The sequence below is a fragment of the Micromonospora sp. NPDC002575 genome (genome assembly GCF_042889525.1).
GTDB classification, from domain to species: domain Bacteria; phylum Actinomycetota; class Actinomycetes; order Mycobacteriales; family Micromonosporaceae; genus Micromonospora; species Micromonospora carbonacea.
The window spans coordinates 449,407-472,812 of the sequence record NZ_JBIARA010000002.1 but is presented as its reverse complement, the minus strand read 5'-3'; the positions used below and the strand labels follow the sequence as shown (position 1 = coordinate 472,812).

The window sequence follows — 23,406 nt, the reverse complement described above, 5'->3', positions numbered from 1 at the left end:
AAGGAGACCTCGAACATGACATGGTGTTCGAGGAGACCCGATATGACCGAATCATCCCTTCTTGCTGCCGGCACGTTGTCCTCGATCGGCACGCCCACCCTCTGGGCGGTCACCATCGCCGGGGTGCTCGCGCTGCTCGTGCTGGACTTCCTCGTCACCCGCCGACCCCACGAGGTGTCGATCAAGGAAGCGCTCGGCTGGTCGGCGTTCTACGTCGCCCTCCCGCTCGCCTTCGGCGCGTGGATCTGGTCGCGCTACGGCTCCCAGCAGGGCGTGGAATACCTCACCGGCTACCTGGTGGAGAAGTCGCTCTCGGTCGACAACCTCTTCGTCTTCATGCTGCTGCTGGCCGCGTTCGCGGTGCCGGCCGTGCTCGCCCAGCGGGTGCTGCTCTACGGCATCGCCGGTGCGCTGGTGCTGCGCGCCGTCTTCATCGCCCTCGGCGCGGCGGCGCTGCAGACCCTGGACTTCGCCTTCCTGCTGTTCGCCATCATCCTGATCGCCACCGCCGTCAAGCTGCTCCGCGACGCCCTCTCCGGGCACGAGCAGGAGGTGGACATCAACACGATGCGGTCGGTGAAGCTGCTGCGCAGGTTCATGCCGGTCGTCGACGAATACCAGGGCACCAGGATGACCGTCCGGCAGCACGGCCGCCGGGCGCTCACCCCCCTCGCGCTCGTGGTGGTCGCGGTCCTCGCCACCGACGTGGTCTTCGCCGTCGACTCGGTGCCGGCCGTCTACGGCATCACCGAGGACCCGTATCTGGTCTTCGCCACCAACGCCTTCGCGCTGCTCGGGCTGCGGGCGCTCTACTTCGTGCTGCACGCCGCGCTCAGCCGGCTCGTGCACCTCAGCTACGGCCTGGCGATCATCCTCGCCTTCATCGGCGTCAAGCTCGGCCTGCACTGGGCGCACGGCATCTGGGCCGGCGTGCCGGAGATCCCGACCCTGGCCTCGCTCGGCGTGATCATCGGCGTGCTGGTGGTCGTCACGCTCACCAGCCTGCGGGCCACCCGCAACGCCTCGCCGGGCGACAAGGAGGTCGTCGCCGGCCGGCACTGACGGCGCGGGCGCGCGGGTCCGGGCGAACGGCGCCGCCGCACTCGCGCAGGTGGTACGACTGACGGGTGGGAATCGTGTCACCAGGCTTCCAGGGCCGACGCCGCTCGGGGGGGCCGGCCCTGCCGCCCGGCCAGTACCTCACCGAGGACTTCCCGGTGCTCTCCGCCGGCCCGACGCCGAAGGTGCGGCCGGACGCCTGGGAGTTCGTCGTCACCACCGAGACCGGCGCGGAGCACCGCTGGACGTGGGCCGAGTTCACCGCCCTGCCGCAGGAGACCCCCACCGTCGACATCCACTGCGTGACCCGGTGGTCCAAGCTCGGCACCACCTGGCAGGGCGTCTCGCTCGACGTGCTGCTCGACGGCGTCGACACCGACGCGACGTACGCGCTGGCCCACTCCTACGGCGGCTACACCACGAACCTGCCGCTGGCCGACCTGCGCGACGGACGCGCCTGGGTGGTGCACGCCTACGACGGCCGGGACCTGCCCGCCGAGCACGGCGGACCGGCCCGGCTGCTCGTGCCCCACCTCTACCTGTGGAAGTCCGCGAAGTGGGTGCGCGGCATCCGCCTCGGCGTCACCGACACCCCCGGCTTCTGGGAGACCGCCGGCTACCACGACTACGGCGACCCGTGGCGCGAGCAGCGCTACGCCGGCGATTGAGCGCCCCGCTGGCCGCCCCGCTGGGCTGGCGGGTGGCCCGGCTCGTCGAGCGCCGCACCGAGACGCCGACCGCGCAGACCCTCGTGCTCGACGTCCCCGGCTGGCCCGGCCACCTGCCCGGCCAGCACGTCGACGTGCGGCTCACCGCCCCCGACGGCTACCAGGCCGCCCGGTCGTACTCCCTCGCCGGGCCCGCCGAGGGCGACCGCGTCGCGCTCACCGTGCAGCGCGTGCCCGACGGGGAGGTCTCGCCGTACCTGATCGACACCTGGGCGGCCGGCGACCCGGTGGAGGTGCGCGGCCCGGTCGGCGGGTGGTTCGTGTGGCGGCCGGCCGAGACCGCGCCGGTGCTGCTGGTCGCCGGCGGCTCGGGCGTGGTCCCGCTGATGGCGATGGTCCGCGCCCGCCGGGCCGCCGGCAGCCGGGCCCCGTTCCGGCTGATCTACTCCGTGCGGACCCCGGCCGACGTGTTCTACGCCGACGAGCTGCGCCGCCGGGCCCGCGACGACCAGGGCCTCGACGTGGCGTACGTCTACACCCGGGCCGCGCCGCAGGAATGGCGGGGCGAGCCGCACCGCATCGGGCTGGCCGACGTGAACACCCACGGCTGGCCGGCCGAGCTGGAGCCGCTGTGCTACGTCTGCGGCCCGACCGGTTTCGTGGAGACGGTGGCGGACCTGCTGGTGGGGCTGGGTCACCAGCCGCGCCGGGTCCGCACCGAACGCTTCGGCCCCACCGGCTGACAGTCGACGAGGAGACCCCGTGACCGAACTGTCCTACCTGGACGGCAACATGCTCGACGGCCCACTGCGGGAGGTCTTCGCGGTGGACGTCAGCGCGGCCACCGGGCGCTGCGCGTCGTGCGGCGCGACCGGTCCGATGGCGGGCCTGCGGGTCTACTCCCATGCGCCCGGCCTGGTGGCCCGCTGCCCGGCGTGCGCGGAGGTGATGCTGCGCCTGGTGCGCGGGCCCGACCGGGCCTGGCTCGACCTGCGCGGCACCACCTTCCTCCAGGTGCCGCTGCCGCCGGCCTAGCCACGGCCGCTGCGCGGGCCCGTGGGCAGCGTGGGCCTACCGCCGGGTAACCATTCGGGCACGGGGTGTTGCTTTCGCCGCCGCCGTCCGCCAGGCTGATCGCCAAGACAGCGATCTGCCGTACGGGGGCGAGGATCGATGGCTTCACTCATCACGTCCGGGTGGTATCCGCAGGTGAAACCCGAGCACGGCCTGCACCGGCTGCCCGGCGGGCGGGTCCGCATCGGTGGCTCGGTCTACGGCATCGCCGCCGAGGTGCTCGACACCACCGGGGCGATCTGGACGACGCTGCGCGCCGCCGACGGCACCCGCAGCGCCGAGGAGATCGTCGCCCGGGTCCTCGCCGCGCACCCCACCGAGACGGCGCGGGCGGTGCGCGCCGCGCTGGACCAGTTCGCCGCCGCCGGGTACCTCGACGACGCGGCGGCCCCCGACCCGCCGGAGCTCACCGACCGCGACCGGGAACGCTACGACCGCAGCCGGCGCTTCCACCGGTGGATCGACCTGGTCCCGCGCGCCACCTCGTGGGAGCCGCAGGTCGCCCTGAAGCGGGCCCGGGCGGTCGTCGTCGGGCTGGGCGGCACCGGCGGGGCCGCGGCGCTCGCCCTCGCCGCGAGCGGCGTGGGGCGGCTGCACTGCGTCGACCCCGACGTGGTCGAGCTGTCCAACCTCAACCGCCAGACCGTGTACGTCGAGGACGACATCGGCCGGCCGAAGGTGGACGCCGCCGTCGCCCGGCTGCGCCGGCTCAACTCCGACATCGAGGTCACCGGCGAGCGGGCGGAGGTGCGCGGGCCGGCCGACCTGCGGCGGCTGGCCGCCGACCGCGACGTGCTGGTGCTCTGCGCCGACCGGCCGGGCGCCATCCGGGCCTGGGCCAACCGGGTCTGCCTGGACACCGGCACGCCGTGGGTCGACGCCGGCTACCACGGGCCGGTGGTGACGGCGGCGGCCTACCTGCCCGGGCTCGGGCCCTGCTACGAGTGCTTCTGGCTGGCCGAGCACGACAAGCGCCGCCGCGACGACCCGGCCGCCGAGTACACGGTGGAGCGGGAGAGCAGCAGCGCGGTCAGCGCCGCCTCCGCCGGGCTCTCCGGCCACCTCGCCGCCCACCTGGCGTCGGCGCTGCTCACCGGCGTTCCGGCCGTGCGCCCCGGCCAGCTCCAGGGGATCAACCTGGTCGCCGCCGACCAGCACTTCCTCATCGCCCACCCGCCGCACCCGCGCTGCCCGGCCGGCTGCGGCGGCGAAGCCGTCGACGCGGTGGTCGCCACCGGCCGGGCGCCGCGCCGGTGAGCGTCGAGGTGGCCGGCTCCTGCCGGCTCCTGCTGCACGAGCTGCGCATCCGCCCCGACGGCGACGACTGGATCGTCGGGCGGGTCGACACCCGGTCGACCGGGCCGCCGCCGTGGTGCTGCTCGCCGTGCTGCCGCTGCCGCTGCCGGCCCGGGAACGCCGGGCCGTCCGCTGGTACGCGCTGCTGCTGGTCGTCGGCACCGCCGCCTGCCTCGCCGTGGCCGTCACCGTCACCGTGCCGTTCACCCTCGCGCCGCGGGCCGACGCCGCCGGCGGGCTGCGCCCGGGCGGCGACCCGGTCGACCGGTTCGACGCGGCCGTCACCGCCGCCGTGCTCGGCGGCTCCTGGGCGGTGTGGGGCTGGGCGTGGTGGCGGCGGCACGGGCGGCGGCTGCGCGCCCGTCGCCGCGCCCACCGGGCCGTGCCGGCGGCGGGAGCGGGGGCGGCCGGTCACGAGTCCACGGGAGGGAGGTGAGCGGCGTGGAGCAGATCGTCATTCGGAAGCTGGACAAGGTGGAGACGACCAGTGCGAGCAACCCCAGCGGCAACTGAGCCGGGGCCCGGCCGGCGCGCCGACGGCGTGCCGGTGTCGGCGGCGCGGCGGCGACGGCTGCCGTTCCCGCCCCGCCGCCGAGCCCGCCCGGGCCCCGGTCGTCGACCCTGCGACCCGATCCACCGCCCTGATCCACCGCCCCGCCCCTCCGACCCGATCGACCAGACAGGGACCAGCCGTGCCCGAGACCAGCCCTCGCATCGCCCGCCTGCTGCACGACCTGCGCGCTGGCGGCGCGCAGGTGCTCGCCGACTTCTGGCGGGAGGTCGCCGCCCGGGGCACGCCCCTGATCGAGCAGGTCGACGGCGACAGCGCCCTGGTGACCTTCCTGTGGCGCGGTCAGGCGGCACAGACCACCACCGGCTGGGGCGTCGACCTGACGCTGCGCCGCGTCCCGGGCACCGACCTGTGGCACGGCTCCCAGCGCCTGCCGGTCGACCTGCGCACCATCTACTTCCTGCGGCACGGCTCGCCGGAGCTGCCGACCGACCCCACCGGCCGGGGCCCCACCCACCTCGACGTGCTCAACCACCACCCGTTCCGGCTGCCCGCCGACCCCGCCGACCCCAGCGACCGGGAGCTGTGGGCGTCCCTGCTGGAGCTGCCGAAGGCCCCCGACGAACCCTGGATCCGGCACCACCCCGGCGTGCCCCGGGGCGCCGTGCTGGGCACGAGCCTGCGCACCGCCGCGTGGGGCGGCCGGCGGCGCGTCGCGGTCTACCGGCCGGCGGTCCCGGCCGCCGGGCCGCTGCCGCTGCTGGTGGTCTTCGACGGCTACCTGTCCCGGGCGCTGCTGCGGGTGCCCGCGACGCTGGACAACCTCATCGCCGCCGGGCGGATCCCGCCGACCCTGGCGCTGTTCGTCTCGGCCCCCAGCGGGGCGCGCCGGATGACCGAGCTGCGCCCGTCGGCCGCGCTGCGCGCGTTCGTCACCCGGGAGTTGCTGCCCTGGGCCCGGCGGCGCTGGGCGGTCACCGACGACCCCGCCCGGCGGGTCATCGCGGGCTCGTCGCTGGGCGGGCTCGCCGCCGCGTACGTGGCGCTGGCCGCCCCCGGGGCGTTCGGCGCGGTGATCGCCCAGTCGGGCAGCTTCTGGTGGCCGGCGTCGGCGCAGCCCGACGAGCGGGAGTGGCTGACCCGCGCGTACGCCGGCTGGCCGGTCGCGCCGGTGCGGTTCTACCTGGACGTGGGGGACCGGGAGAACACCTGGCCCCGCCCCGAGCAGGTCGACCAGCTCTCCGTCAACCGCCGCTTCCGGGACCTGCTGGTCGCGCGCGGCCACCAGGTGACCTACGCGGAATACCGGGGCGGGCACGACTACGTCAACTGGCGGCGCACCTTCGCCGAGGGGCTGCTCGCCGTCCTCGGCGGACCCTAGCGGCCGTCTCGACCGGCGGTCGACCGTCGCGGCCGGCCCTCCGGTGCGTACCGGTGCGTACCGCCATGTTTGTCCCCGGCCAGGGCGGGAACGGCACTCGTCATGACGAAACCTCGTGTGGTGATCGTGGGGGCCGGATTCGCCGGTTACCACGCGGCGAAGACGTTGAGCCGGATCGCCCGCAACAAGGCCGAGATCGTGCTGCTGAACTCGACCGACTACTTCCTCTACCTGCCGCTGTTGCCCGAGGTGGCCGCCGGCGTGGTCGAACCCGGGCGGCTCAGCGTGCCGCTCAGCGGCACCCTCGACGGCGTCCGGGTGGTCGTCGGCGAGGCCGACCGGGTCGACCTGCAGAACCGCTGGGTCGGCTACACCATGCCGGAGGGCGACGGCGGCCGGCTCGCGTACGACCGGCTGGTGCTCGCCGTCGGCAGCGTCAACAAGCTGCTGCCGATCCCCGGGGTGACCGAGTACGCCCACGGGTTCCGCGGCCTGCCCGAGGCGCTCTACGTGCACGACCACGTGGTACGCCAGATCGAGCTGGCGGAGCTGGCCGACGACCCGGCCGAGCAGCGGGCGCGCAGCACGTTCGTGGTCGTCGGCGCCGGCTACACCGGCACGGAGGTCGCCGCCCACGGGCAGCTGTTCACCGACCGGCTGGTCGCCCAGCGCCCGCACCTCGACGTCCGGCCGCGCTGGATGCTGCTCGACGTGGCCCCCCGGGTGCTGCCGGAGCTGGACGAGCGGATGTCCCGCACCGCCGACCGGGTGCTGCGGCGGCGCGGCGTCGACGTGCGGATGGGCACCTCCGTCTCGGAGGCCACCCCCGACGGGGTGATGCTCACCGACGGCGAGTACGTGCCCACGTGCAGCCTCATCTGGTGCGTGGGTGTGCGCCCCGATCCGTTCGTGGCCGAGCTCGGCCTGCGTACCGAGAAGGGTCGCCTCGTCGTGGACGAGTACCTCACCGTGCCGGGCTTCCCCGAGGTGTACGCCTGCGGCGACGCCGCGGCGGTGCCCGACTTGACCCGCCCCGGCAAGATCTGCACGATGACGGCCCAGCACGCCCAGCGGCAGGGCAAGCTGGTGGCCCACAACATCGCCGCCTCCTACGGGCAGGGCCGACGCCGCCCCTACAAGCACCACGACCTGGGCTGGGTGGTCGACCTCGGCGGCAAGGACGCGGCGGCGAACCCGCTGAAGGTCTCGCTGGCCGGCCTGCCGGCCAAGGCCGTCACGCGGGGCTACCACCTGCTGGCGATGCCGGGCAACCGGGCCCGGGTCGGTGCGGACTGGCTGCTCGACGCCGCCCTGCCCCGCCCGGCGATGCAGCTCGGCCTGGTGCCGGCGAACGCGGTGCCGCTGGAGAGCTCGTCGCCGGAGGTCCCGGTCCACCCCCGCTGACGCGCCCCGCCCGCGCGAGTTCGCCCCGCGCCCGCCTAACCCCGGCGCGAGGCGAACTCGCGCAGCAGCACCTGGCCCACGCCGACGACGGGGATGGCCAGCAGCGCGCCGACCAGCCCGGCCAGCTCCGCCGCGAACAGCACGCTGACCAGGACGGTGAGCGGGTTCAGCCGGACCGCCCGGGACATGATCAGCGGTTGCAGCAGGTGGTTCTCCACCTGCTGGTAGACCACGAAGAAGACCAGCACCACGATGCCGGCGGTGGGGGAGTGCAGGAAGCCGGCCCCGCCGGCGAGGATGGCGCCGATGGTCGCCCCGACCAGCGGCACCAGGTCGGCGATCGCCACCAGCAGCGCGATCACCCCGGCGAACGGCACCCCGGTCAGGACCAACACCAGGAACGTCAGCGCGCCGCAGATCACGCTGATCAGCAGGTTCCCGCTCACGTAGCCGGTGACCACCCGGGAGACGCCCTGGCCCACCCGCCGCGCCCGCCGCGCCGGCCCGTCGCCGAGCCACCCCAGCCCCGTCGAGATGATCTTCGGGGCCTCCAGCACCATCAGGTACGCCAGCACGACCACGGTGACCAGCCCGGCGAGGGTCTCCAACACGCTGCGGACCAGCCCCACCGTCGGGTCGCGCAGCCGGCTGCCGTACTGCTGCACCTGCGCCGAGTGGCCGGCCACGTACTGCCGCACCCGCAGCCGTTCCAGCGCCTCGCCGAACGGCCCCCGGCCCGCCCGGGTCTCCCGCAGCACGTCCGGCGCCCGGTCGGCCGCGCGCCCCAACTCGTCCAGCAGCGGCAGCACGATCCCCGCCGCCAGCGCGGCGAGCAGGGCGAACGCGGCCAGGAAGACCAGCAGCGTGGCCATCGCGCGGTGCCGCACGAGACGCCGTTGCAGGGCGTCGACCGGCGGCTTCAGCGCGACGGCGAAGAACACGGCGACGACGGTCCACGTCAGCACCCGCCGGGTGGCCCACGCCAGGGCCAGCACGAGCAGGGTCGCCAGCACCAGGCCGATGACGATGGCCGCCCGCCGGGCGGTCGCCCGGTCCTCGGCGCTCCTCATCCGGCGCGGCTACCCCGGCCGGCACGCCGGAAACCCGCCCGTGCCGCCGGCCCCGGCGGTCGCCGGCAACCGCCGCCCCCCGCTTGCCCGGTCAGTCGACGCCGAGGGCCGCGTCGGTGGCCGGGCGTGCCCCGCCGACGAACTCGTCGAGAGCCGCGCCGTGCAGCACCTGCCCCGGCACCGAATCGCGGGCCACCCGCGTCGCCAGTCGGCCCACCGGCAGCCGGCCCGGCCGGCGCGCCGCGGCAAGCACCAGGTTGCCGTAGCGCCGCCCGCGCAGCATCCGCCGGTCGGCGAGCAGGCCGACGTCGGCGAACTCGGCCCGCAGGGTGGCCACCCGGGCGCGGGTGAACACCAGCGGCGGCAGGTCGGTGACGTTGACCAGGAGGATCCCGTCGGGGCGCAGCACCCGGGCCACCTCGGCGGCGAACTCGACGCTCGCCACGTGCCCCGGCATCCGGGCGGCCCGGTAGACGTCGGCGAGGACCAGGTCGTACGCCTGCGCCGGGGCCGCCCGCACCGCCGCGCGGGCGTCGGCGACGTCGACGCGTACCCCCGGCGGTGGCGCGGGAAGTTCCCGGCGGACCAGCTCGACGACGGCCGGATCGCGCTCCACCACCAGCTGGGCCGAGCCGGGCCGGGTCGCCCCGACGTAGCGGGGCAGGGTCAACGCGCCCCCGCCGAGGTGCAGCGCGTCGACCGGAGCGCCGGGCGGCGCGGCGAGATCGACCACGGCGGCCATCTGGCGGACGTACTCGAAGTGCAGGTGGCGGGGGTCGGCGACGTCGACGTAGGACTGGGCGACGCCCCCGGCGAGCAGCGTGCGCCCGGTGCGGCGGGCCGGGTCGGCCACGAGTTCCAGCCCCTCGGCGGCGGAGTCCATTCCGGCACCGTAGCCGCCGGGCGCACCGGCCGGGCCGGCGGGCGTGGCGGCCCGCCGGCCCGCGCGCTCAGCCGCCGGCCGCCGGGCCGAGCAGGTCCCGCAGCCCGTCCGGCACCCGCAGCGCGGCGACGAGGTCGCCGTCGCGGTCGGCCAGCGCGGTGAGCGTCGCCTCCGCCTGCCGCCGGGCCTGCTCCGGGGTACGGCCGCTGAGCCGGGCCACCTCGCCGACGAAGCCCGGCAGGTCATGGTGGCGCTCGATGCCGTCGACCGGCACCACGTCGTGCAGCTTCACGGGCACCGCCCGGAGCAGCCGCTCCCGCGCGCCCTGCTCCAGCGCCCAGGCCAGGGTCAGCACCGTGGCCTCGGCCGCGACCTTCGCCGTGTCGAAGTCGACACCGGCCCGCCGGCCCACGTCGTCGACCAGCTCCCGGTAGCCGATCCCGGTCGCCGCGAACGCCCCACCGGCGCCCCGTTCGGGCCGGGTCCGTTCGGGCCGGGGCTGGGCGGCCGGCGGCGGTGCGGGGCCGCCCCGGGTGCTGTCCGGCTTGTGCCGCCCGGCCGGGGGAGGTCCGGCCCGCTTGCCCTGGTCCAGGTGGGTGAGCTGCTTGGAGGCGCTCAGGCTCGCACCGGTCTCGCTGGCCTGCCGGCCGCGCTCCCGGGCCTGGCGCGCGAGTGCCCGGCGGCGCTGGTTGTCCCCCTCCATCTGCTTGCGCATGACACACCTCGCTCCTTCTCCGGTCTGCTGTCTCGGCGGTCGCGTTCCCGGCCCGGTCGGACCCGAAACGGCCCGGAGCCCCGCCACGGGTCGGCGGGCGTGCCTCACCCGGCCCGGGTGAGGCACGCCCGACCCGGTGCCACCCCACGGGCCGTGTGCGAGGTCTGCCGCGCCTGCCGTCGGGGTGGCCGGGCTGTCGGCTTTCGCCGGCCGCAGGCTCGGCGTCCCGCCCTGAACCCCTGCCCACCCTGCGCGATCTTGCACTTGCGGCCCCGCGAAAGCGGATGAAATCGCCCATCGGTGGGGCCCGAAGTGCAAGATCGGCGTACAGCACGGGGCCGGTCGGCACAGGCCCCGTATTCGTGCTCCCTCAGGAGCCGGGGCCGCGTAGCGCGTCGATGGTCACCCGGGCGGCCTCGGCGACCAGGGCGTCGTCGGGCTGCGCATCCTTCGCGTCGCGGCGGGACATGACGGCGAGCACGATCGGGGCGCCGCCGGGTGGCCACAGCACCGCGATGTCGTTGCGGGTGCCGTACCCGCCCGCGCCCGTCTTGTCGCCGACCTGCCAGCCGGCCGGCACCCCGGCCCGGATCAGCGTCGCCCCGGTGGTGTTGCGCCGGAGCCAGTCGACCAGCACGCTGCGGTCGGCGGCGGACAGGACGTCGCCGAGCGCGTACGCCCGCAGGGAGCCCGCCATGGCGCGGGGCGTGCTGGTGTCGCGGGCGTCGCCCGGCGCGGCCTCGTTGAGGCTCGTCTCGGTGCGCACCGGGTTGGTGACGGTGTCGCCGATGCCGCGCAGCGCCCGCGCGAGCCCGGCGGGGCCGCCGAGCTCGGTGAACATCAGGTTCGCGGCGGTGTTGTCGCTGTGGCGCACCGCCGCGTCGGCGATCGCGCGCAGGGTCAGCCCGTCCGCGACGTGCCGCTGGGTCACCGGCGAGTGGGGCACCAGGTCGGCCCGGTCGTAGCGGACGACGCGGTCCAGGTCCGCGTCCGACGTCGCGGCGAGCAGCGCGCCGGCCGCGAGGGCCTTGACCGTCGAGGCGTACGCGAACCGCTCGTCGGCCCGGTGGGCGAGCGTGCGGCCGGTGCCGGTGTCGACCGCGTAGATGCCCAGGCGTGCGTCGAACCGCCGCTCCAGGGCGGTCAGCTCGGCCGGTGGGGGAACGGGGGACGCGGTCGGCTCGGGAGCGGCCGTGGCGCTGGCCGTGGCGCTCGGCGTGGCGGTGGCGCTCGGCGTGGCGGTGGCGCTCGGCGGGGCGGTGGCGCCGGGCGCGGCCGGAGGCGGTGCCGACGTGCAGCCAGCGGCGAGACCCGCCGCGAGCACCGCTGCCACGGACATCTTCCGACGGACCCCGGTCACGCGGCTCCTCCCCATCGCCGGCGAACGCCGGCTTCACCCCATTGTGCCGCGATCCCCGCCCCCCACTGCCCACACCCTGCCCACCAACCCACCCCGCCCCCGCCGCCTCCCCCCGCCCCGCCTCCGGCCCGGTGATTAAGAGGTTTGTGTCAAAGTTGATCTTTGCGGTGACGCAAACCTCTTGATCACTGGGCCGGAGGCGGCGGGGCGAGGCGGGGTGCGGCGGGGTGCGGCGGCGGGGCGGGGCGGGGCGGCGAGGACGCGGGCAGGCAGGGGGAGTGGGGGTTAGTTGGGCCGTTTCGGTGGCGGCGGCGGTGTGTGGTGGGTGGGTGTGGGGCGTGGTGGGTGGTGGCGAGCATCTCGGTGGGGCCCGTGCGATCGGGCAGTTGCTGGAGCTGGTTGCTCGTGCCGGTCAATTGGATCGGCCCGGTGCCGTCGCGGTGGATCACCACGAGCGCGGCTCAAGCCGGTGGAGTCGCAGAGACCGACCCCACCGAGGTCGATCTCCAGCTCGGTGCAGCCGTCCCCGCGCAGCCGATCGGCGGCTTCCAGTGCAGCTCCGGCGCGGTGTCGTAGTCCAGTTCGCCCAGCAGCCGAAGCCGGGCGCGCCCGGCGGCGAGCCGGCTCACCTCGATGGTCGACAGCGGGGCTGGCATGTCTGCATGTGTCCAGCCTGCGGTGATCGACAAACGCGAAGGCGTTCAGGCGGATGTCGCCGACCGGTGCGGACCGGGCGCTCCGGCGGCCTGCTCGCTGTCGGGCAGCGGGCGGGCGAGCAGCCCGGTCACGCCGGTCATGTCGAGGATGGTGTCCAGGAACCGGGGTGTCGAGCACAGCCGGAGGACGGTGCCGCTCTGCTGCCCCTCCCGCCACGCGTGCACGATCACCGAGAGCCCGGTGCTGTCGATGAACTGCAGGTCGGCGAAGTCGAGCACGAGCACCGCCGGGCGCTCGGCGAGCTGCCTGTCCACCTCGTGCCGCAGCGGCGCGGCGGTGGTGAAGGCGAGGTCGCCGCCGACCCGGATGAGGGGCGCGCCGGGGTCGGTCAGATCGATGGACATGGTCAGCGGTGTCGCCTCGGGTTTCCTCCCCTGGGGTACCACGATCACGCCTTTCCGCAGGGCTGCCGGTCGGGCAGGTTCGCCTCGGATCGTAACAATCACCGGCCGGTGTCGCCCGTCGAGACCGATTCGGGCAGCTCAGCGCAGCGTGGGGTGGCGGTGCCGGTGGACCGGCGTAGGGTGGGGTGAGGAGATTGGACCACATACGCCGTTTCCGGTGGCCCGTGGGTGTCGGGCGGGTGTCGAGAGGGAGTGGGGCTCAGCTGGTGGCTGCTGCCGACGTCAGGGACTGGGACCCGGGCGACGGACGGATCTCCACGCCGAGTGCCGCCCGGGCCCCGGCGTGGCCCGCCGACGTGCCGGCGCGGCCTCCCGCGGCGCTGCCGCCCCTGGCCCCCGACCGGGGCCCGCCCGCGCCCGACTGGGCGGAGGTCGTCGAGCACTTCCGCGAGGGCCTGATCGTCTGCGACGCCGACGGCGTGGTGCGTCAACTGAGCCCGGTCGCCGAGCGGCTGCTGCCCGAGGTGACCGTCGGCGAGTTGCTCGTCGCGTCCGGGGTGGCGGGGCTGCGTACGCCGCCGGCCGGGGGCGAGTTCGGCCACCGTGGCCGCCGGCTGCGCGTCCGCGAGGTGGCGCTGTCCGGCGCCCGGAGCTGTCGCTACGTCGAGGACGTCACCGAGAGCGTCACCCGGGCCGACGCGCTGCTGGCCGAGCGGGCCCGCTCGGCCTTCCTGGCCGTGGTGGGGGAGAAGCTCGGCAACCCGCTGCACCCGGACCGGGCCGCCGCCGCCGTGGTCCGGCTCGCCGTGCCGACCCTCGCCGAGGTGGCCGTGCTGGTGCTCGCCCCGCGGTCCGGCCGGGCCCGCTGGTGGCGGGCCGTCCGGGCCGACGACGAGGCGCCGAGCGTGGACAGTGGCATGCTCAACGCCGTCGACCTGCCAACGGCCATCGACGAGGGGCTCACCGGCGTCGAGCCGCACGCGCTGGACTGGCTGGTCGAGCAGGCGGTCGAGGCGGGCTGGCTGCCCGGCCTGGACGCCGTCGACGTCAGCGCCCGCGTGGTGCCGCTGCCCGGGCGGGACCTGCCGGCGGGGGCGCTGCTCGTCGCCCGGCGCTCGGCCCGCTACTACGACGAGGCCGACGTCGACCTGGTCCGCGCGTTCGCGGCCCGGGCCGGCGCGGCGCTGGCCACCGCCGCGCTCTACCGCGACCAGGCCGAGGTCGCCGACACCCTCCAGGCCAGCCTGCTGCCGGTGGAACCGGCCGAGGTGGCCGGCGTGCAGTGGGGCACGGCCTACCGGCCGGCGCAGGCAGGGCTGCGCATCGGCGGCGACTTCTACGGTTCGCACCGGCTGCCCGACGGCGGCGCGGTGTTCTTCCTCGGCGACGTCTCCGGCAAGGGCGTCGAGGCGGCCGTGTTCACCGGCCAGCTGCGCCAGTGCCTACAGGCGCTGCACCGGGTGGAGTCGCACCCCGCCCGGCTGCTGCGGCTGCTCAACGACGCGCTGCTGGAGGCCACCCTGGCGCACGGGCAGGGCCGCTTCGCGACCATGGTGCTCGGCGTGGTGCGTCCCCGGCGCGACGGTGGCCTCACCCTGACCATGTCCGGCGGCGGCCACCTGCCCCCGCTTGTGCTGCGCTCCTCCGGCGAGGTGGAGACGGTCTGCCTGCGCGGCATGCTGATCGGCGTGGTGCCCGACCCGCGCGTCGGCGAGGTGACCGTCGAGCTGGCGCCGGGCGAGACGTGCCTGCTCTACAGCGACGGGGTGACCGAGGCCCGGGGCGGCCGGCGCGGCGACGAGCAGTTCGGCGGCGACCGGCTGCTGCACGCGCTCGGCGGATGCCACCGGATGCCCGCCCCGGCGCTGGCCGAACGGGTCGAGCAGGTGACCTGCGACTGGCTGGCCCACGGCGACCACGACGACATCGCGGTGCTCGCGCTGCGGGCGACCGGCCCGCACCGCCGAGCGGCCCGGCACCTGCACGCGGTGCCGACCCTGCCCTGACCGCCCGCCCGCCCCCACCGCCTGGCACCCCACCGGCGCCCTGACCGCCCGCCCTCACCGCCCGCCCTGCCGACCGTTCGAAGGAGACCAGCGCGTGACCGTCCCCGCCGCCGTCGGCTCGCCGGCCGACGCCTGCCCCGGCTTCCTGCTGGCGTTGGAGTCCGCCGACGAGTACGCGGCGATCGAGACCGCCCTCGGGCTGGTCGACGCCGGGGTGCCGGCCGAACGGGTGCTGCTGGAGCTGGTGGCTCCGGCGCAGGTGGAGGTGGGTCAGAGGTGGGCGAGCAACGTGTGGAGCGTCGCCCAGGAGCACGCGGCGACCCACATCAGCGAGCGGGTGGTGGCCGCCGTCGCGGCCCGGGCCAATCCGCGCCCCACCCGGGGACGGATCGTGGTGGCCTGCATGGACGGCGAGTGGCACGCGTTGCCGCCCCGGCTGGTCGCGGAGGTGCTGCGGCTGCGCGGCTGGCACGTCACGTTCCTCGGTGCCAGCGTCCCGGCGGCGCACCTGGTGTCGTACCTGCACCGGCACGACGCGCACGCCGTGGCGCTGGCCTGCGCGCTGCCGATGCGGCTGCCGCACGCGTACCGCATGGTCGAGGCGTGCCGCCGCTCCGACGTGCCGGTGGTGGTCGGCGGTCGTGGCTTCGGCCGCGACGGGCGGTGGGCCCGTCGCCTCGGGGTGGCGTGGGCGCCCGACGCGCCGGGGGCGGCCGACCTGGTCGCCGACGAGCGGGCCCTGCGCCGCGTCCCCCTGGCCGACCTGGCCCACCTCGCCGACGACGAGCATCCGAGCCTCGTCAAGCGGCGGCCCGCGCTGATCGACAGCGCCCTGGCCGACCTGCGTGCGCGGATGCCGGGGGTACGCGGGTACGACGCGGTCCAGCTCGACGCGACCGTCGGCGACCTCGGCCACATCGTCGACTTCCTCGCCGCCGCCGTCTTCGTCGACGACGGCACGCTGTTCACCGAGTTCGTCGAGTGGTTGACCGGCATCCTGGTCAGCCGGGGGGTGCCCGCCCCGGCGATCGCCCTCACCCTCGACCACTACGCGGGCGAGCTGCGGGACTTTCCGCGCGCGGCGGGTTTCCTGGACGCGGGGCTGGCGCTGCTCGCCCAGCGGGCGGGCGCGTCGGCGCGGTGACCGTGGTCTGCCGGGCGTCGGCGACCCCCCTGCTTATACTTGCTCCACTGCAAGCATCCGGCTGCGGTGGGAGCGAGAGGGACCACGTTGACGTTCACCGTCACGTACGCCCAGCGGGACGGCGGTGGGGCGTGCCTGCGACTCGCCGGCGAACTCGACATGAGCACCGCGCCGGAGCTCACGGCGGTGCTCGACCGCCTCACCGAGCAGGGGGAGCGGCACCTGCTGGTCGACCTCGCCGAGCTGACCTTCTGCGACTCCACCGGCATCGCCGCCTTCGTCCGGGGCGACAACCGGGCCACCGCCAGGGGCGGGTGGCTGCGCGTCACCGGAGCGACCGGCCGGGTCGAACGGGTGCTGCGGTTGACGGGGCTGGCCGAGGTGCTGGGCTACCCGCCCGACACGGGCCACCCGACAGCGCGGTCCGCACCGTGATGGGCTAGATTTCCCCGCCAGCAGGCGACCGCGAGGTCGTCGTCCGCGTCGACCCGAGGCAGGTTCCCATGGCTGGAAGCACCCCCGGCCCCGTTCGTATCCTCGTGGTCGACGACGACCCGGGCGACGTCCTGATGATCGAGGAGGCCCTCGCCGACTCCGACGTCGACAAGGTGATCGACGTGGTCAGCGACGGCCAGGAGGCGATGGAGTTCCTGCGCCAGTCCGGCCGCCACACCGAGGCCCGCCGGCCGGACGTGATCCTGCTCGACCTGAACATGCCCCGGATGGACGGGCGGCAGGTGCTCGGCGAGGTCAAGCAGGACGACGACCTGCGCACCATCCCGATCGTGGTGCTCACCACCTCCAACGCCGACACCGACATCGTGGGCAGCTACACGCTCCAGGCCAACGCGTACGTGACCAAGCCGATCGACCTGGACGACTTCAACGACGTGGTGCGCCGCATCGACGAGTTCTTCGGCCGGGTCGTCGTGCTGCCCAAGCGGGCCTGACGCCCGCGACCCCGGCCGACCCCCCGGGCGCGGCGTCGCCGCTCGGATGCTGAACATTTTTCCCGAACGCCCTCGCCGCCCGCCCGCGCCGCCGAGGATCGACAGGTGGGGAAGAAACATCGGCTGCCTGGGGGCGACAGTATGAGGTTCTCCGTCGTGGAGTTCGGCTACGACCGGCGGCAGGTCGACTCCTGCCTCGATCAGTTGGCGGTCCGGTTGAGTCGGCTGGCAGCGGGTGCCGAGGGCGCCGCCGGGTCGGTCCGGGACTGGGACCGTTTCCGGGACGAGGCGACCCGCCTGTGCGACCTGGTCGAGCATCGGCCCGAGTTGGCCGCCGGGGTCGACGGCGCGCGGGCGGCGCTGGGCGACGTCGAACGAGAGGCCGCCGAGATCCTGGCGCAGGCCCGGTTCGAGCTGGACGCGGCCCGCGAGGAGGCCCGGCGCGTCCGCGAGCAGGTCTACGCCGAGGCGCTGAGCGCCCGCCGGGACTTCGAGGCGGCCCTGGCCGCGCGCCGACGGCGGGAGGCCCGGGTGGACGAGATCCTCGCCGGGCCGGCGGTGGCGGCGGACACGCCCACGGCCGCGGCGGCGGTGCCGAACGGCGGGGTGCCGACGACCCGGGTCGCCGCTGCCGGCGTCAACGTCGAGCCGCCGGGCGACTGGGGCAGCCGGGTCGCCTGAGCCGGCTCAGGTCAGCGCCGCCACCACCGTGGTGGCCCGCTCCTCGTGCTGCGCGTACGCGTCGGGGTACGCCGAGATCTGCACGGCCTGGGCCGCGGCGGTCAGGCTCATCTCCTCCCAGCCGGGCACCTCCAGCAGCGCCTCGTAGAAGACGCGGGCGGCGTACGCGGGGCGCATCAGGTCCCGGACGGTGCCCCAGCCGCTGCTGGGGCGCTGCTGGAACAGCCCGACCGAGTCGTGGTCGGAGCCGCTGCCCTGGTGCGGGTAGTTCGCGGACTCGGGGAGCACGTCGCTGGCCAGGTTGTGCAGGTTGCTCTCCTGCATGGCGGTGGCCACCGCGACGACGAGGCCCTGCCGGGGCAGCTTCATCTCCCGGCCCACGTCGACGATGGTCTTCGCGTTGTCCATCTGGAGTTGGCTGAGCCCGGCGACGGGGCGGGGGCGCGCCGGCCTGGCGGGCTTCGGCTTCGGCTTGCGGGTGGCGCTCGGGCTGGGCTTCGCCGTCGGGCTGGGCGAGACGGTCACCGGCGCCGCGGGGGAGCGGTCGAGGGAGCGGGAGGCGCGCCGCTCGGCCTCGGCGGCGGCCGTGGCCCGATCGGCGAGGGCGCCCTGGACCGGCTCCGCGGGGCCGTCGGCCTGTCGGGCGCCGGCGAACGCGGCGACGCCGAGGCAGCAGCTCACCCCCGTGACCAGCGCCGCGCGCACCCGCGTCGACGTCAGCAGCGCGCGCCGGGGCGGTTCGGGACGCCGGTGCCGGCCGATCACCCCTTCGGCGGACCCGGCATCGGCCGGTCGGCCACCCGGTCGGTCGTGGGCCTGCTTCGGTTGGGCGGAGTCGTAGGGATGCACCCGCCGAGGCTAGACAGCCGGCCTCGCCCTGCCACCGGGGTGGTTGATGGCATGCGTCACAATTTGCGGGTTTCCACCCGGGCGATCGCCGCGAGAAGGGCGGCAACCCGGGCCGACCTCGCTAATGCCTCATGTGCGGTATTCCTGATTCGCCGTAGGGAAAGGCGTCCCGATGGTGGGCGGGCCGCCTGGTCGTGAGCCTCCTCCGGGCTCGGGCGTTCGGGCGATGCGCGGCTGACCGACCGGACGAGCCGACCTGGGCCGGCCGACGCCGGCCCCCGGCGCCGCGGACGGGTTCAGCCGCGCCCGTTCTCCGCCGGCGTGACCGTCAGCCGGTGCCGGCTGTTGTCGCCGCTGGAGAAGGGCCACAACTGGTCGGCGTGCGCGACCAGCTCGGCGAGCTGCTGCCGGCTCAGCCCGGCGGAGGAGATCGAGGCGTGCACGTCGGCGCGGTAGCGCCCGTCGTCGTCGCGGCCCAGCCGGGCCTCCGCGCGCACCTGCACCGTGTGCGCCTCGTCGGTGATCTGCCCGGCCGCCTCCACGGCGGCGTGGTGCAGGCAGGACGCGAACGCCGCCGCCAGCAGCTGTTCCGGCGTCAGCCCCGTGCAGTGCGGCGCCAGCGGGGACGCCAGCGCGGTGGACAGCCCGCCGTCGTCGGTGCGGACGTGACCACTCTCGGCGGTGGCGGTGGCCTCGTGCAGCCAGGAACTCGGATCCGGCATCGCGTCCCCCCTCAGTCACCCGCCCGGCTACCCGGCGCGAGCCCGGCGAAACCGCCGCTCCCGCCTGCCGTCGCCGCCTGCGTCGCCTCGGCCGCCGCCTCCCGGGTCCACGGGGACACCCCACCACCGTCGCGCTGCCTCGGCGGTGCCGTGGCGAGCATCGGCACGTACACCCGGGCGTCGACCGCCTCGGCCAGCAGCAGCGCCGCCATCAGGCTGCTCGGCCGCTGCGCCGGATCGTCGGCCATCAGTTGCCGGCACAGCCCGGCGACCTCCGCCGGCAGGCCGTCGACCGGCGGCAGCGGCTCGGCCGGCCGGCGGCGGCGCGCCCCCAGCAACTCGGTGGTGCTGTCGGCCGGGTACGGCAGCCGCCCGGCGAGGCTGTAGTAGAGCAGCACGCCGAGGGCGTACATGTCGGCGGCCGGGGTCGCCGGCTGGCGGTCGAGCTGCTCGGGGGCCAGGTACGCGGGGGTGCCCACCACGATGCCCGCCGGCGTCTCGTCGGGCATCCCGGCCGGGGTGGCGATGCCGAAGTCCAGCACCTTCACCCCGCACGGGGTGAGGATCACGTTGGCCGGCTTCACGTCCCGGTGGACGATCCCGTGCGCGTGCGCGGCGGCCAGCGCCGCGGCGATCTCGGCGCAGACCCGTACGGCGATGCGCCAGTCCAGCGGCCCGGCGCGCAGGTGCGCCGCCAGGGTCTCCCCCTCGGCCAGCTCCATCACGATGTACGGCACCGGCCGGCCGGGCAGGGTCGAGGACATGCCGAAGTCGTGCACGCTGGCCACGTTCGGATGCACCAGGCGGGCCGCCGAGCGGGCCTCGGCCCGGATCCGCTCCACCGGGACCTCCTCGGCGCGCCCGGGGGAGATGAGCTTCACCGCGACCGGCCGGTCCAGCACGGCGTCGTGGGCCCGCCAGACCTCGGACATCCCGCCGACGCCGATGCGCTGTTCGAGCTGGTACCGCCCGTCCAGCGTCCTCATCGACCGCTCCTCGTCGCTCGCGCCCGCACGCCGCCCGTCAACGCCGGCGCTGCCTGCCCCGATACCCGGCCCCCGAGCTGGGCAAACCGCGCCGGTGCGGGCCGCGACCCGGTTCGCACAGCGCCGCCGGAGCCGGGCGGTCGATCCGGTCGGGCCGCGGAAGGCTCCCACAGCTGGTACACAGGATCCGCTGGGGTGGGGCACAGCGGGCACGCACACGATGGGGGCATGGTCATGGAGGGGCAGGCCGCGCAGGGCCGCATCGAGCTGCGCCGACCGGACGGGGAACCCGTCCGGGTGCTGGTGGTCGACGACGAGCCCACGCTCACCGACCTGCTCTCCATGGCCCTGCGCTACGAGGGCTGGCAGGTCCGCACCGCCGGCAACGGGATGGCGGCGCTGAGCACCGCCCGCCAGTTCCAGCCGGACGCGGTGGTGCTCGACGTGATGCTGCCCGACCTCGACGGCTTCCAGGTGCTGCGCCGGCTGCGCGAGCACACCCCGACCGTGCCGGTGCTCTTCCTCACCGCCCGCGACGCCGTGGAGGAGCGCATCGCCGGGCTCACCGTCGGCGGCGACGACTACGTCACCAAGCCGTTCAGCCTGGAGGAGGTGATCGCCCGGCTGCGGGCGCTGCTGCGCCGCTCGGGCTTCGCGATCGCCACCCGGGAGGACGCCGTGCTGACCGTCGGCGACCTCAGCCTCGACGAGGACAGCCACGAGGTGCGCCGCGGCGACCGGTTGATCACCCTCACCGCCACCGAGTTCGAGCTGCTGCGCTACCTGATGCGCAATCCCCGCCGGGTGCTCAGCAAGGCGCAGATCCTCGACCACGTCTGGAACTACGACTTCGGCGGGCAGGCCAACGTCGTCGAGCTCTACATCTCGTACCTGCGGAAGAAGATCGACGCGGGGCGGGCGCCGATGATCCACACGCTGCGCGGCGCGGGGTATGTCCTCAAGCCGGCCGACTGACCGGGCGCGCCGGTGGCTGGCCGGCTGGTCCCTGCGCACCCGGCTGGTGGTCACCGTGGTGGCGCTGCTCGCGTTCGTCAGCGTCGGCATCGGCGCGCTGACCACGGTGGCGCTGCACCACTTCCTGATCGCCCAGGTCGACGACCAGCTCACCTTCGACCAGCGCCGACGTCCCGGGGACCGGCCGTCGTGGTTCAGCAACCCGCCGCCGTCGCCGCGCCCCGTCGAGCTGCCGCCCGGCCTCCCGGCCGGGTCGATCGCCGCGCGAATCGCCGACGGCCGCATCCAGTCGGCGACCATCCGCACCTCGGCCGACGCGACCGAACAGCTCGCCACCGGCACGGCCGCCCCGCTGGCCGGGCTCACGCCCGACGGCCGCCCCCGCACCGTCGACCTCGGCGAGCGGGGTGACTACCGGGCGGTGGCCCGCCAGTACGTCGACGGCCAGACACTGGTGTTCGCCCTGCCGCTGGGAAGCGTCGAGGAGACGGTCTGGTGGATGGTGTTGGCCCAGGCCGCCGTGGCCGCCGCCGGCCTGCTCGTCGCCGGCAGCCTCGGCGCGCTCATCGTCCAGGCCACCCTGCGCCCGCTGCGTCGGGTCGCCGCCACCGCCACCCGCGTCACCGAGCTGCCGCTGGACCGGGGCGAGGTGGCCCTGTCGGTGCGGGTGCCGGCCGCCGACACCGACCCGCGCACCGAGGTCGGCCAGGTCGGCGGCGCCCTCAACCGGATGCTCGGGCACGTCGCCGCCGCGCTCGCCGCCCGGCAGGCCAGCGAGACGCGGGTACGCCAGTTCGTCGCCGACGCCAGCCACGAGCTGCGCACCCCCCTCGCCGCCATCCGGGGGTACGCCGAGGTCGCCCGCCGGGGCCGCGACCGCGTCCCGCCGGACGTGGCGCACGCGCTGCGCCGGGTCGAGTCGGAGAGCACCCGGATGACCAGCCTCGTCGACGACCTGCTGCTGCTGGCCCGGCTCGACTCCGGCCGGCCCCTCGCCGTCGAGCCGGTGGACCTGACCGCCCTCGTCGTCGACGCGGTCAGCGACGCCCACGTCGCCGGCCCCGAGCACCGCTGGCAGCTCGACCTGCCCGAGGCGGAGCTGGTGGTGCCGGGCGACGCCGCCCGGCTGCACCAGGTGGTGGCGAACCTGCTGGGCAACGGCCGGGTGCACACCCCGCCCGGCACGACCGTCACCGCCCGGCTCGCCGCCGAGCCCGACGGGGTCGCGCTCACCGTCACCGACGACGGCCCCGGCATCCCGCCCGACCTGCAGGGCGAGGTCTTCGAACGCTTCGCCCGGGGAGACAGCTCCCGCTCGCGCGCCCACGGCAGCACCGGCCTCGGCCTGGCCATCGTGGCGGCCGTGGTGGACGCCCACCACGGCCGGGTCGAGGTGTCCAGCCGCCCCGGTCGCACGGCGTTCACCGTCGTGTTACCGGCGTTCACGGACCCCACAGCCACCGCATAGGCCGCCCACGGCCCCGTCGCCAGTGGGGTCGCGCAGAGCGGCCGGGGCGAACCTGGCGGCCCTGCACGCCGTCGCGGCGGCCCCACTCCGCGCGGTCGAGCTCACGGTGCTGGTGGCCGCCCCGGGCCGGTGATGCGATGGCGGCACCGAGCCATGACGCCGAGTGACAGCCCGCTGCTGAGCCCCACCTTCGGCGCACCCCTTTGCTCTGCACCCACATACGCAACAATGCATGCTGCGCAACCGGCGGCGATGCGCCCAGCGCCGTCCGATCAAGTGAATGGCCAGCTCAGATCGGGTGGTGCGGATATGGGTGCAGAGCAAAGGAGGCGCCGGGCGTCGAGCGAGGTCGGGAGAGCGTGACGGAGCGTCGCAACGGATCGGCCGTCGCGGTGCGTGACCGAATCTTGGCAGGCGCAGGCGCAGGCGCAGGCGCGGAGCGTGGGATGCTGGGGCGGATGTACCAGGAACGGCAGGCGGCCCTGCCCGGCGCGGTGCTGTGGACCGCCACCAGCGATGGCACCCCGGGCCGGGTGCTGCCCGACGGCTGCCTGGACCTGCTCTGGTCCAGCCGCGCCGGGCTGCTGGTGGCCGGCCCGGACCGCACGGCGCACCTGACCGTGTCCGCGCCGGGGGAGCGGTGGCTGGGGCTGCGGCTGCCGCCCGGCGTCGGGCCGGCGGTCTTCGGCGTCCCCGCCGACGCGCTGCGCGACGCGCGGGTGCCGTTGGAGGCGCTGTGGGGCCGGGCGGCCCGGGAGGCCGCCGAGCGGCTGGGCGGCCGGCCCACCGGCGTCGGGCTGGAGGCGATCGCCGCCGGCCGGCTCGCCGCGGCCGGCGGCCCCGATCCGCTCGGGGCGCGCGTCGCCGGGTTGCTCGCCGCCGGGAAGCCGGTGGCCGAGGCCGCCGCCGAGGTCGACCTGACCCCCCGGGCGCTGCACCGACGCTGCCGGGCCCTCTTCGGGTACGGCCCGAAGACCCTCGCCCGCATCCTGCGGATGCGCCGGGCGCTCGCCCTGGCCAGGGCCGGCACGCCGCTGGCCGAGGCGGCCGCCGCCAGCGGCTACGCCGACCAGGCCCACCTGAGCCGGGACGTGCGCGACCTGGCCGGCGTCCCGCCCGCCGCCCTGCTGCGCGGCTGAGCCG

Annotated in this window: 24 protein-coding genes and 1 pseudogene; 16 read left to right on the top strand and 9 right to left on the bottom strand. The window is 75.7% G+C overall.

The window, feature by feature from the left end; translation table 11 throughout:
- Nucleotides 1–42: 42 nt before the first annotated feature.
- The 8 genes from ACFYWL_RS05575 to ACFYWL_RS05540 all read left to right on the top strand — a co-directional run bounded on the left by ACFYWL_RS05575 (nucleotide 43) and on the right by ACFYWL_RS05540 (nucleotide 7,393).
- Nucleotides 43–1,062, top strand: coding sequence for a TerC/Alx family metal homeostasis membrane protein (locus ACFYWL_RS05575; RefSeq protein ID WP_386967730.1), 1,020 nt, complete (start codon nucleotides 43–45; stop codon nucleotides 1,060–1,062).
- A gap of 74 nt (nucleotides 1,063–1,136) precedes the next feature.
- Nucleotides 1,137–1,727: a sulfite oxidase-like oxidoreductase gene (locus ACFYWL_RS05570; RefSeq protein ID WP_386967727.1), complete on the top strand. Its 591-nt coding sequence runs from the start codon at nucleotides 1,137–1,139 to the stop codon at nucleotides 1,725–1,727.
- On the top strand, nucleotides 1,724–2,470 hold the full coding sequence (locus ACFYWL_RS05565; protein WP_386967724.1) for a ferredoxin reductase: 747 nt from the start codon (nucleotides 1,724–1,726) through the stop codon (nucleotides 2,468–2,470). Before ACFYWL_RS05570 ends, ACFYWL_RS05565 begins: the two co-directional genes overlap by 4 nt.
- A gap of 19 nt (nucleotides 2,471–2,489) precedes the next feature.
- A complete protein-coding gene (locus ACFYWL_RS05560) occupies nucleotides 2,490–2,762 on the top strand; it encodes a DUF6510 family protein (protein ID WP_386967722.1) in 273 nt (90 codons plus the stop codon).
- Between the two features lie 138 nt (nucleotides 2,763–2,900).
- Nucleotides 2,901–4,058: a ThiF family adenylyltransferase gene (locus tag ACFYWL_RS05555; RefSeq protein ID WP_386967719.1), complete on the top strand. Its 1,158-nt coding sequence runs from the start codon at nucleotides 2,901–2,903 to the stop codon at nucleotides 4,056–4,058.
- Nucleotides 4,059–4,170: 112 nt separating this feature from the next.
- Nucleotides 4,171–4,533 (top strand): hypothetical protein, encoded by a 363-nt coding sequence (locus ACFYWL_RS05550; protein WP_386967717.1) that lies wholly within the window; start codon nucleotides 4,171–4,173, stop codon nucleotides 4,531–4,533.
- Between the two features lie 256 nt (nucleotides 4,534–4,789).
- Entirely contained in the window at nucleotides 4,790–5,989 is a 1,200-nt protein-coding gene (locus tag ACFYWL_RS05545; protein WP_386967715.1) for an alpha/beta hydrolase-fold protein, read from the top strand.
- Between the two features lie 102 nt (nucleotides 5,990–6,091).
- Nucleotides 6,092–7,393 carry an NAD(P)/FAD-dependent oxidoreductase gene (locus tag ACFYWL_RS05540; RefSeq protein WP_386967714.1) on the top strand — a complete coding sequence of 434 codons (1,302 nt, stop codon included), beginning with the start codon at nucleotides 6,092–6,094 and terminating at the stop codon, nucleotides 7,391–7,393.
- Between the two features lie 35 nt (nucleotides 7,394–7,428).
- Here ACFYWL_RS05540 and ACFYWL_RS05535 read toward each other — a convergent pair whose 3' ends face one another.
- From ACFYWL_RS05535 to ACFYWL_RS05510, 6 genes and pseudogenes are all read right to left on the bottom strand, one after another.
- A complete protein-coding gene (locus ACFYWL_RS05535) occupies nucleotides 7,429–8,463 on the bottom strand; it encodes an AI-2E family transporter (protein ID WP_386967712.1) in 1,035 nt (344 codons plus the stop codon).
- Between the two features lie 91 nt (nucleotides 8,464–8,554).
- Nucleotides 8,555–9,346, bottom strand: coding sequence for a spermidine synthase (locus ACFYWL_RS05530; RefSeq protein ID WP_386967709.1), 792 nt, complete (start codon nucleotides 9,344–9,346; stop codon nucleotides 8,555–8,557).
- A 70-nt stretch (nucleotides 9,347–9,416) separates the two neighbouring features.
- Nucleotides 9,417–10,061 (bottom strand): annotated as a pseudogene (locus tag ACFYWL_RS05525) (DUF2267 domain-containing protein); the annotation flags it as partial.
- A gap of 370 nt (nucleotides 10,062–10,431) precedes the next feature.
- A complete protein-coding gene (gene bla / locus ACFYWL_RS05520; protein WP_386967811.1) occupies nucleotides 10,432–11,400 on the bottom strand; it encodes a class A beta-lactamase in 969 nt (322 codons plus the stop codon).
- Nucleotides 11,401–11,882: 482 nt separating this feature from the next.
- A complete protein-coding gene (locus ACFYWL_RS05515; RefSeq protein WP_386967707.1) occupies nucleotides 11,883–12,077 on the bottom strand; it encodes a hypothetical protein in 195 nt (64 codons plus the stop codon).
- Nucleotides 12,078–12,122: 45 nt separating this feature from the next.
- Complete coding sequence (locus ACFYWL_RS05510) at nucleotides 12,123–12,482, bottom strand: STAS domain-containing protein (protein ID WP_386967705.1); 360 nt, start codon at nucleotides 12,480–12,482, stop codon at nucleotides 12,123–12,125.
- Between the two features lie 266 nt (nucleotides 12,483–12,748).
- Between ACFYWL_RS05510 and ACFYWL_RS05505 the strand changes: the two genes are divergently transcribed.
- The 5 genes from ACFYWL_RS05505 (at nucleotide 12,749) to ACFYWL_RS05485 (ending at nucleotide 17,263) form a co-directional block, all read left to right on the top strand.
- On the top strand, nucleotides 12,749–14,488 hold the full coding sequence (locus ACFYWL_RS05505; RefSeq protein WP_386967703.1) for a SpoIIE family protein phosphatase: 1,740 nt from the start codon (nucleotides 12,749–12,751) through the stop codon (nucleotides 14,486–14,488).
- A 94-nt stretch (nucleotides 14,489–14,582) separates the two neighbouring features.
- Entirely contained in the window at nucleotides 14,583–15,632 is a 1,050-nt protein-coding gene (locus ACFYWL_RS05500) for a B12-binding domain-containing protein (RefSeq protein WP_386967700.1), read from the top strand.
- Nucleotides 15,633–15,719: 87 nt separating this feature from the next.
- Nucleotides 15,720–16,067, top strand: coding sequence for an STAS domain-containing protein (locus tag ACFYWL_RS05495; RefSeq protein ID WP_043968663.1), 348 nt, complete (start codon nucleotides 15,720–15,722; stop codon nucleotides 16,065–16,067).
- Nucleotides 16,068–16,135: 68 nt separating this feature from the next.
- Entirely contained in the window at nucleotides 16,136–16,582 is a 447-nt protein-coding gene (locus ACFYWL_RS05490) for a response regulator (RefSeq protein WP_386967696.1), read from the top strand.
- Between the two features lie 141 nt (nucleotides 16,583–16,723).
- Nucleotides 16,724–17,263 (top strand): ATPase, encoded by a 540-nt coding sequence (locus ACFYWL_RS05485; protein ID WP_386967693.1) that lies wholly within the window; start codon nucleotides 16,724–16,726, stop codon nucleotides 17,261–17,263.
- A 6-nt stretch (nucleotides 17,264–17,269) separates the two neighbouring features.
- Here ACFYWL_RS05485 and ACFYWL_RS05480 read toward each other — a convergent pair whose 3' ends face one another.
- The 3 genes from ACFYWL_RS05480 to ACFYWL_RS05470 all read right to left on the bottom strand — a co-directional run bounded on the left by ACFYWL_RS05480 (nucleotide 17,270) and on the right by ACFYWL_RS05470 (nucleotide 19,820).
- Nucleotides 17,270–18,112 (bottom strand): hypothetical protein, encoded by an 843-nt coding sequence (locus ACFYWL_RS05480; protein WP_386967691.1) that lies wholly within the window; start codon nucleotides 18,110–18,112, stop codon nucleotides 17,270–17,272.
- Between the two features lie 296 nt (nucleotides 18,113–18,408).
- Nucleotides 18,409–18,834: an OsmC family protein gene (locus tag ACFYWL_RS05475; protein ID WP_386967689.1), complete on the bottom strand. Its 426-nt coding sequence runs from the start codon at nucleotides 18,832–18,834 to the stop codon at nucleotides 18,409–18,411.
- An 11-nt stretch (nucleotides 18,835–18,845) separates the two neighbouring features.
- Nucleotides 18,846–19,820, bottom strand: coding sequence for a serine/threonine-protein kinase (locus tag ACFYWL_RS05470; protein ID WP_386967687.1), 975 nt, complete (start codon nucleotides 19,818–19,820; stop codon nucleotides 18,846–18,848).
- Between the two features lie 234 nt (nucleotides 19,821–20,054).
- Here ACFYWL_RS05470 and ACFYWL_RS05465 point away from each other — a divergent pair, with 234 nt between their 5' ends.
- The 3 genes from ACFYWL_RS05465 (at nucleotide 20,055) to ACFYWL_RS05455 (ending at nucleotide 23,402) form a co-directional block, all read left to right on the top strand.
- Nucleotides 20,055–20,795, top strand: a complete 741-nt coding sequence (locus ACFYWL_RS05465) for a response regulator transcription factor (RefSeq protein WP_386967808.1) — start codon at nucleotides 20,055–20,057, stop codon at nucleotides 20,793–20,795.
- Entirely contained in the window at nucleotides 20,773–22,263 is a 1,491-nt protein-coding gene (locus ACFYWL_RS05460) for an ATP-binding protein (protein ID WP_386967685.1), read from the top strand. Before ACFYWL_RS05465 ends, ACFYWL_RS05460 begins: the two co-directional genes overlap by 23 nt.
- A gap of 458 nt (nucleotides 22,264–22,721) precedes the next feature.
- Entirely contained in the window at nucleotides 22,722–23,402 is a 681-nt protein-coding gene (locus ACFYWL_RS05455) for a helix-turn-helix domain-containing protein (RefSeq protein WP_386967806.1), read from the top strand.
- Nucleotides 23,403–23,406: the final 4 nt, after the last annotated feature.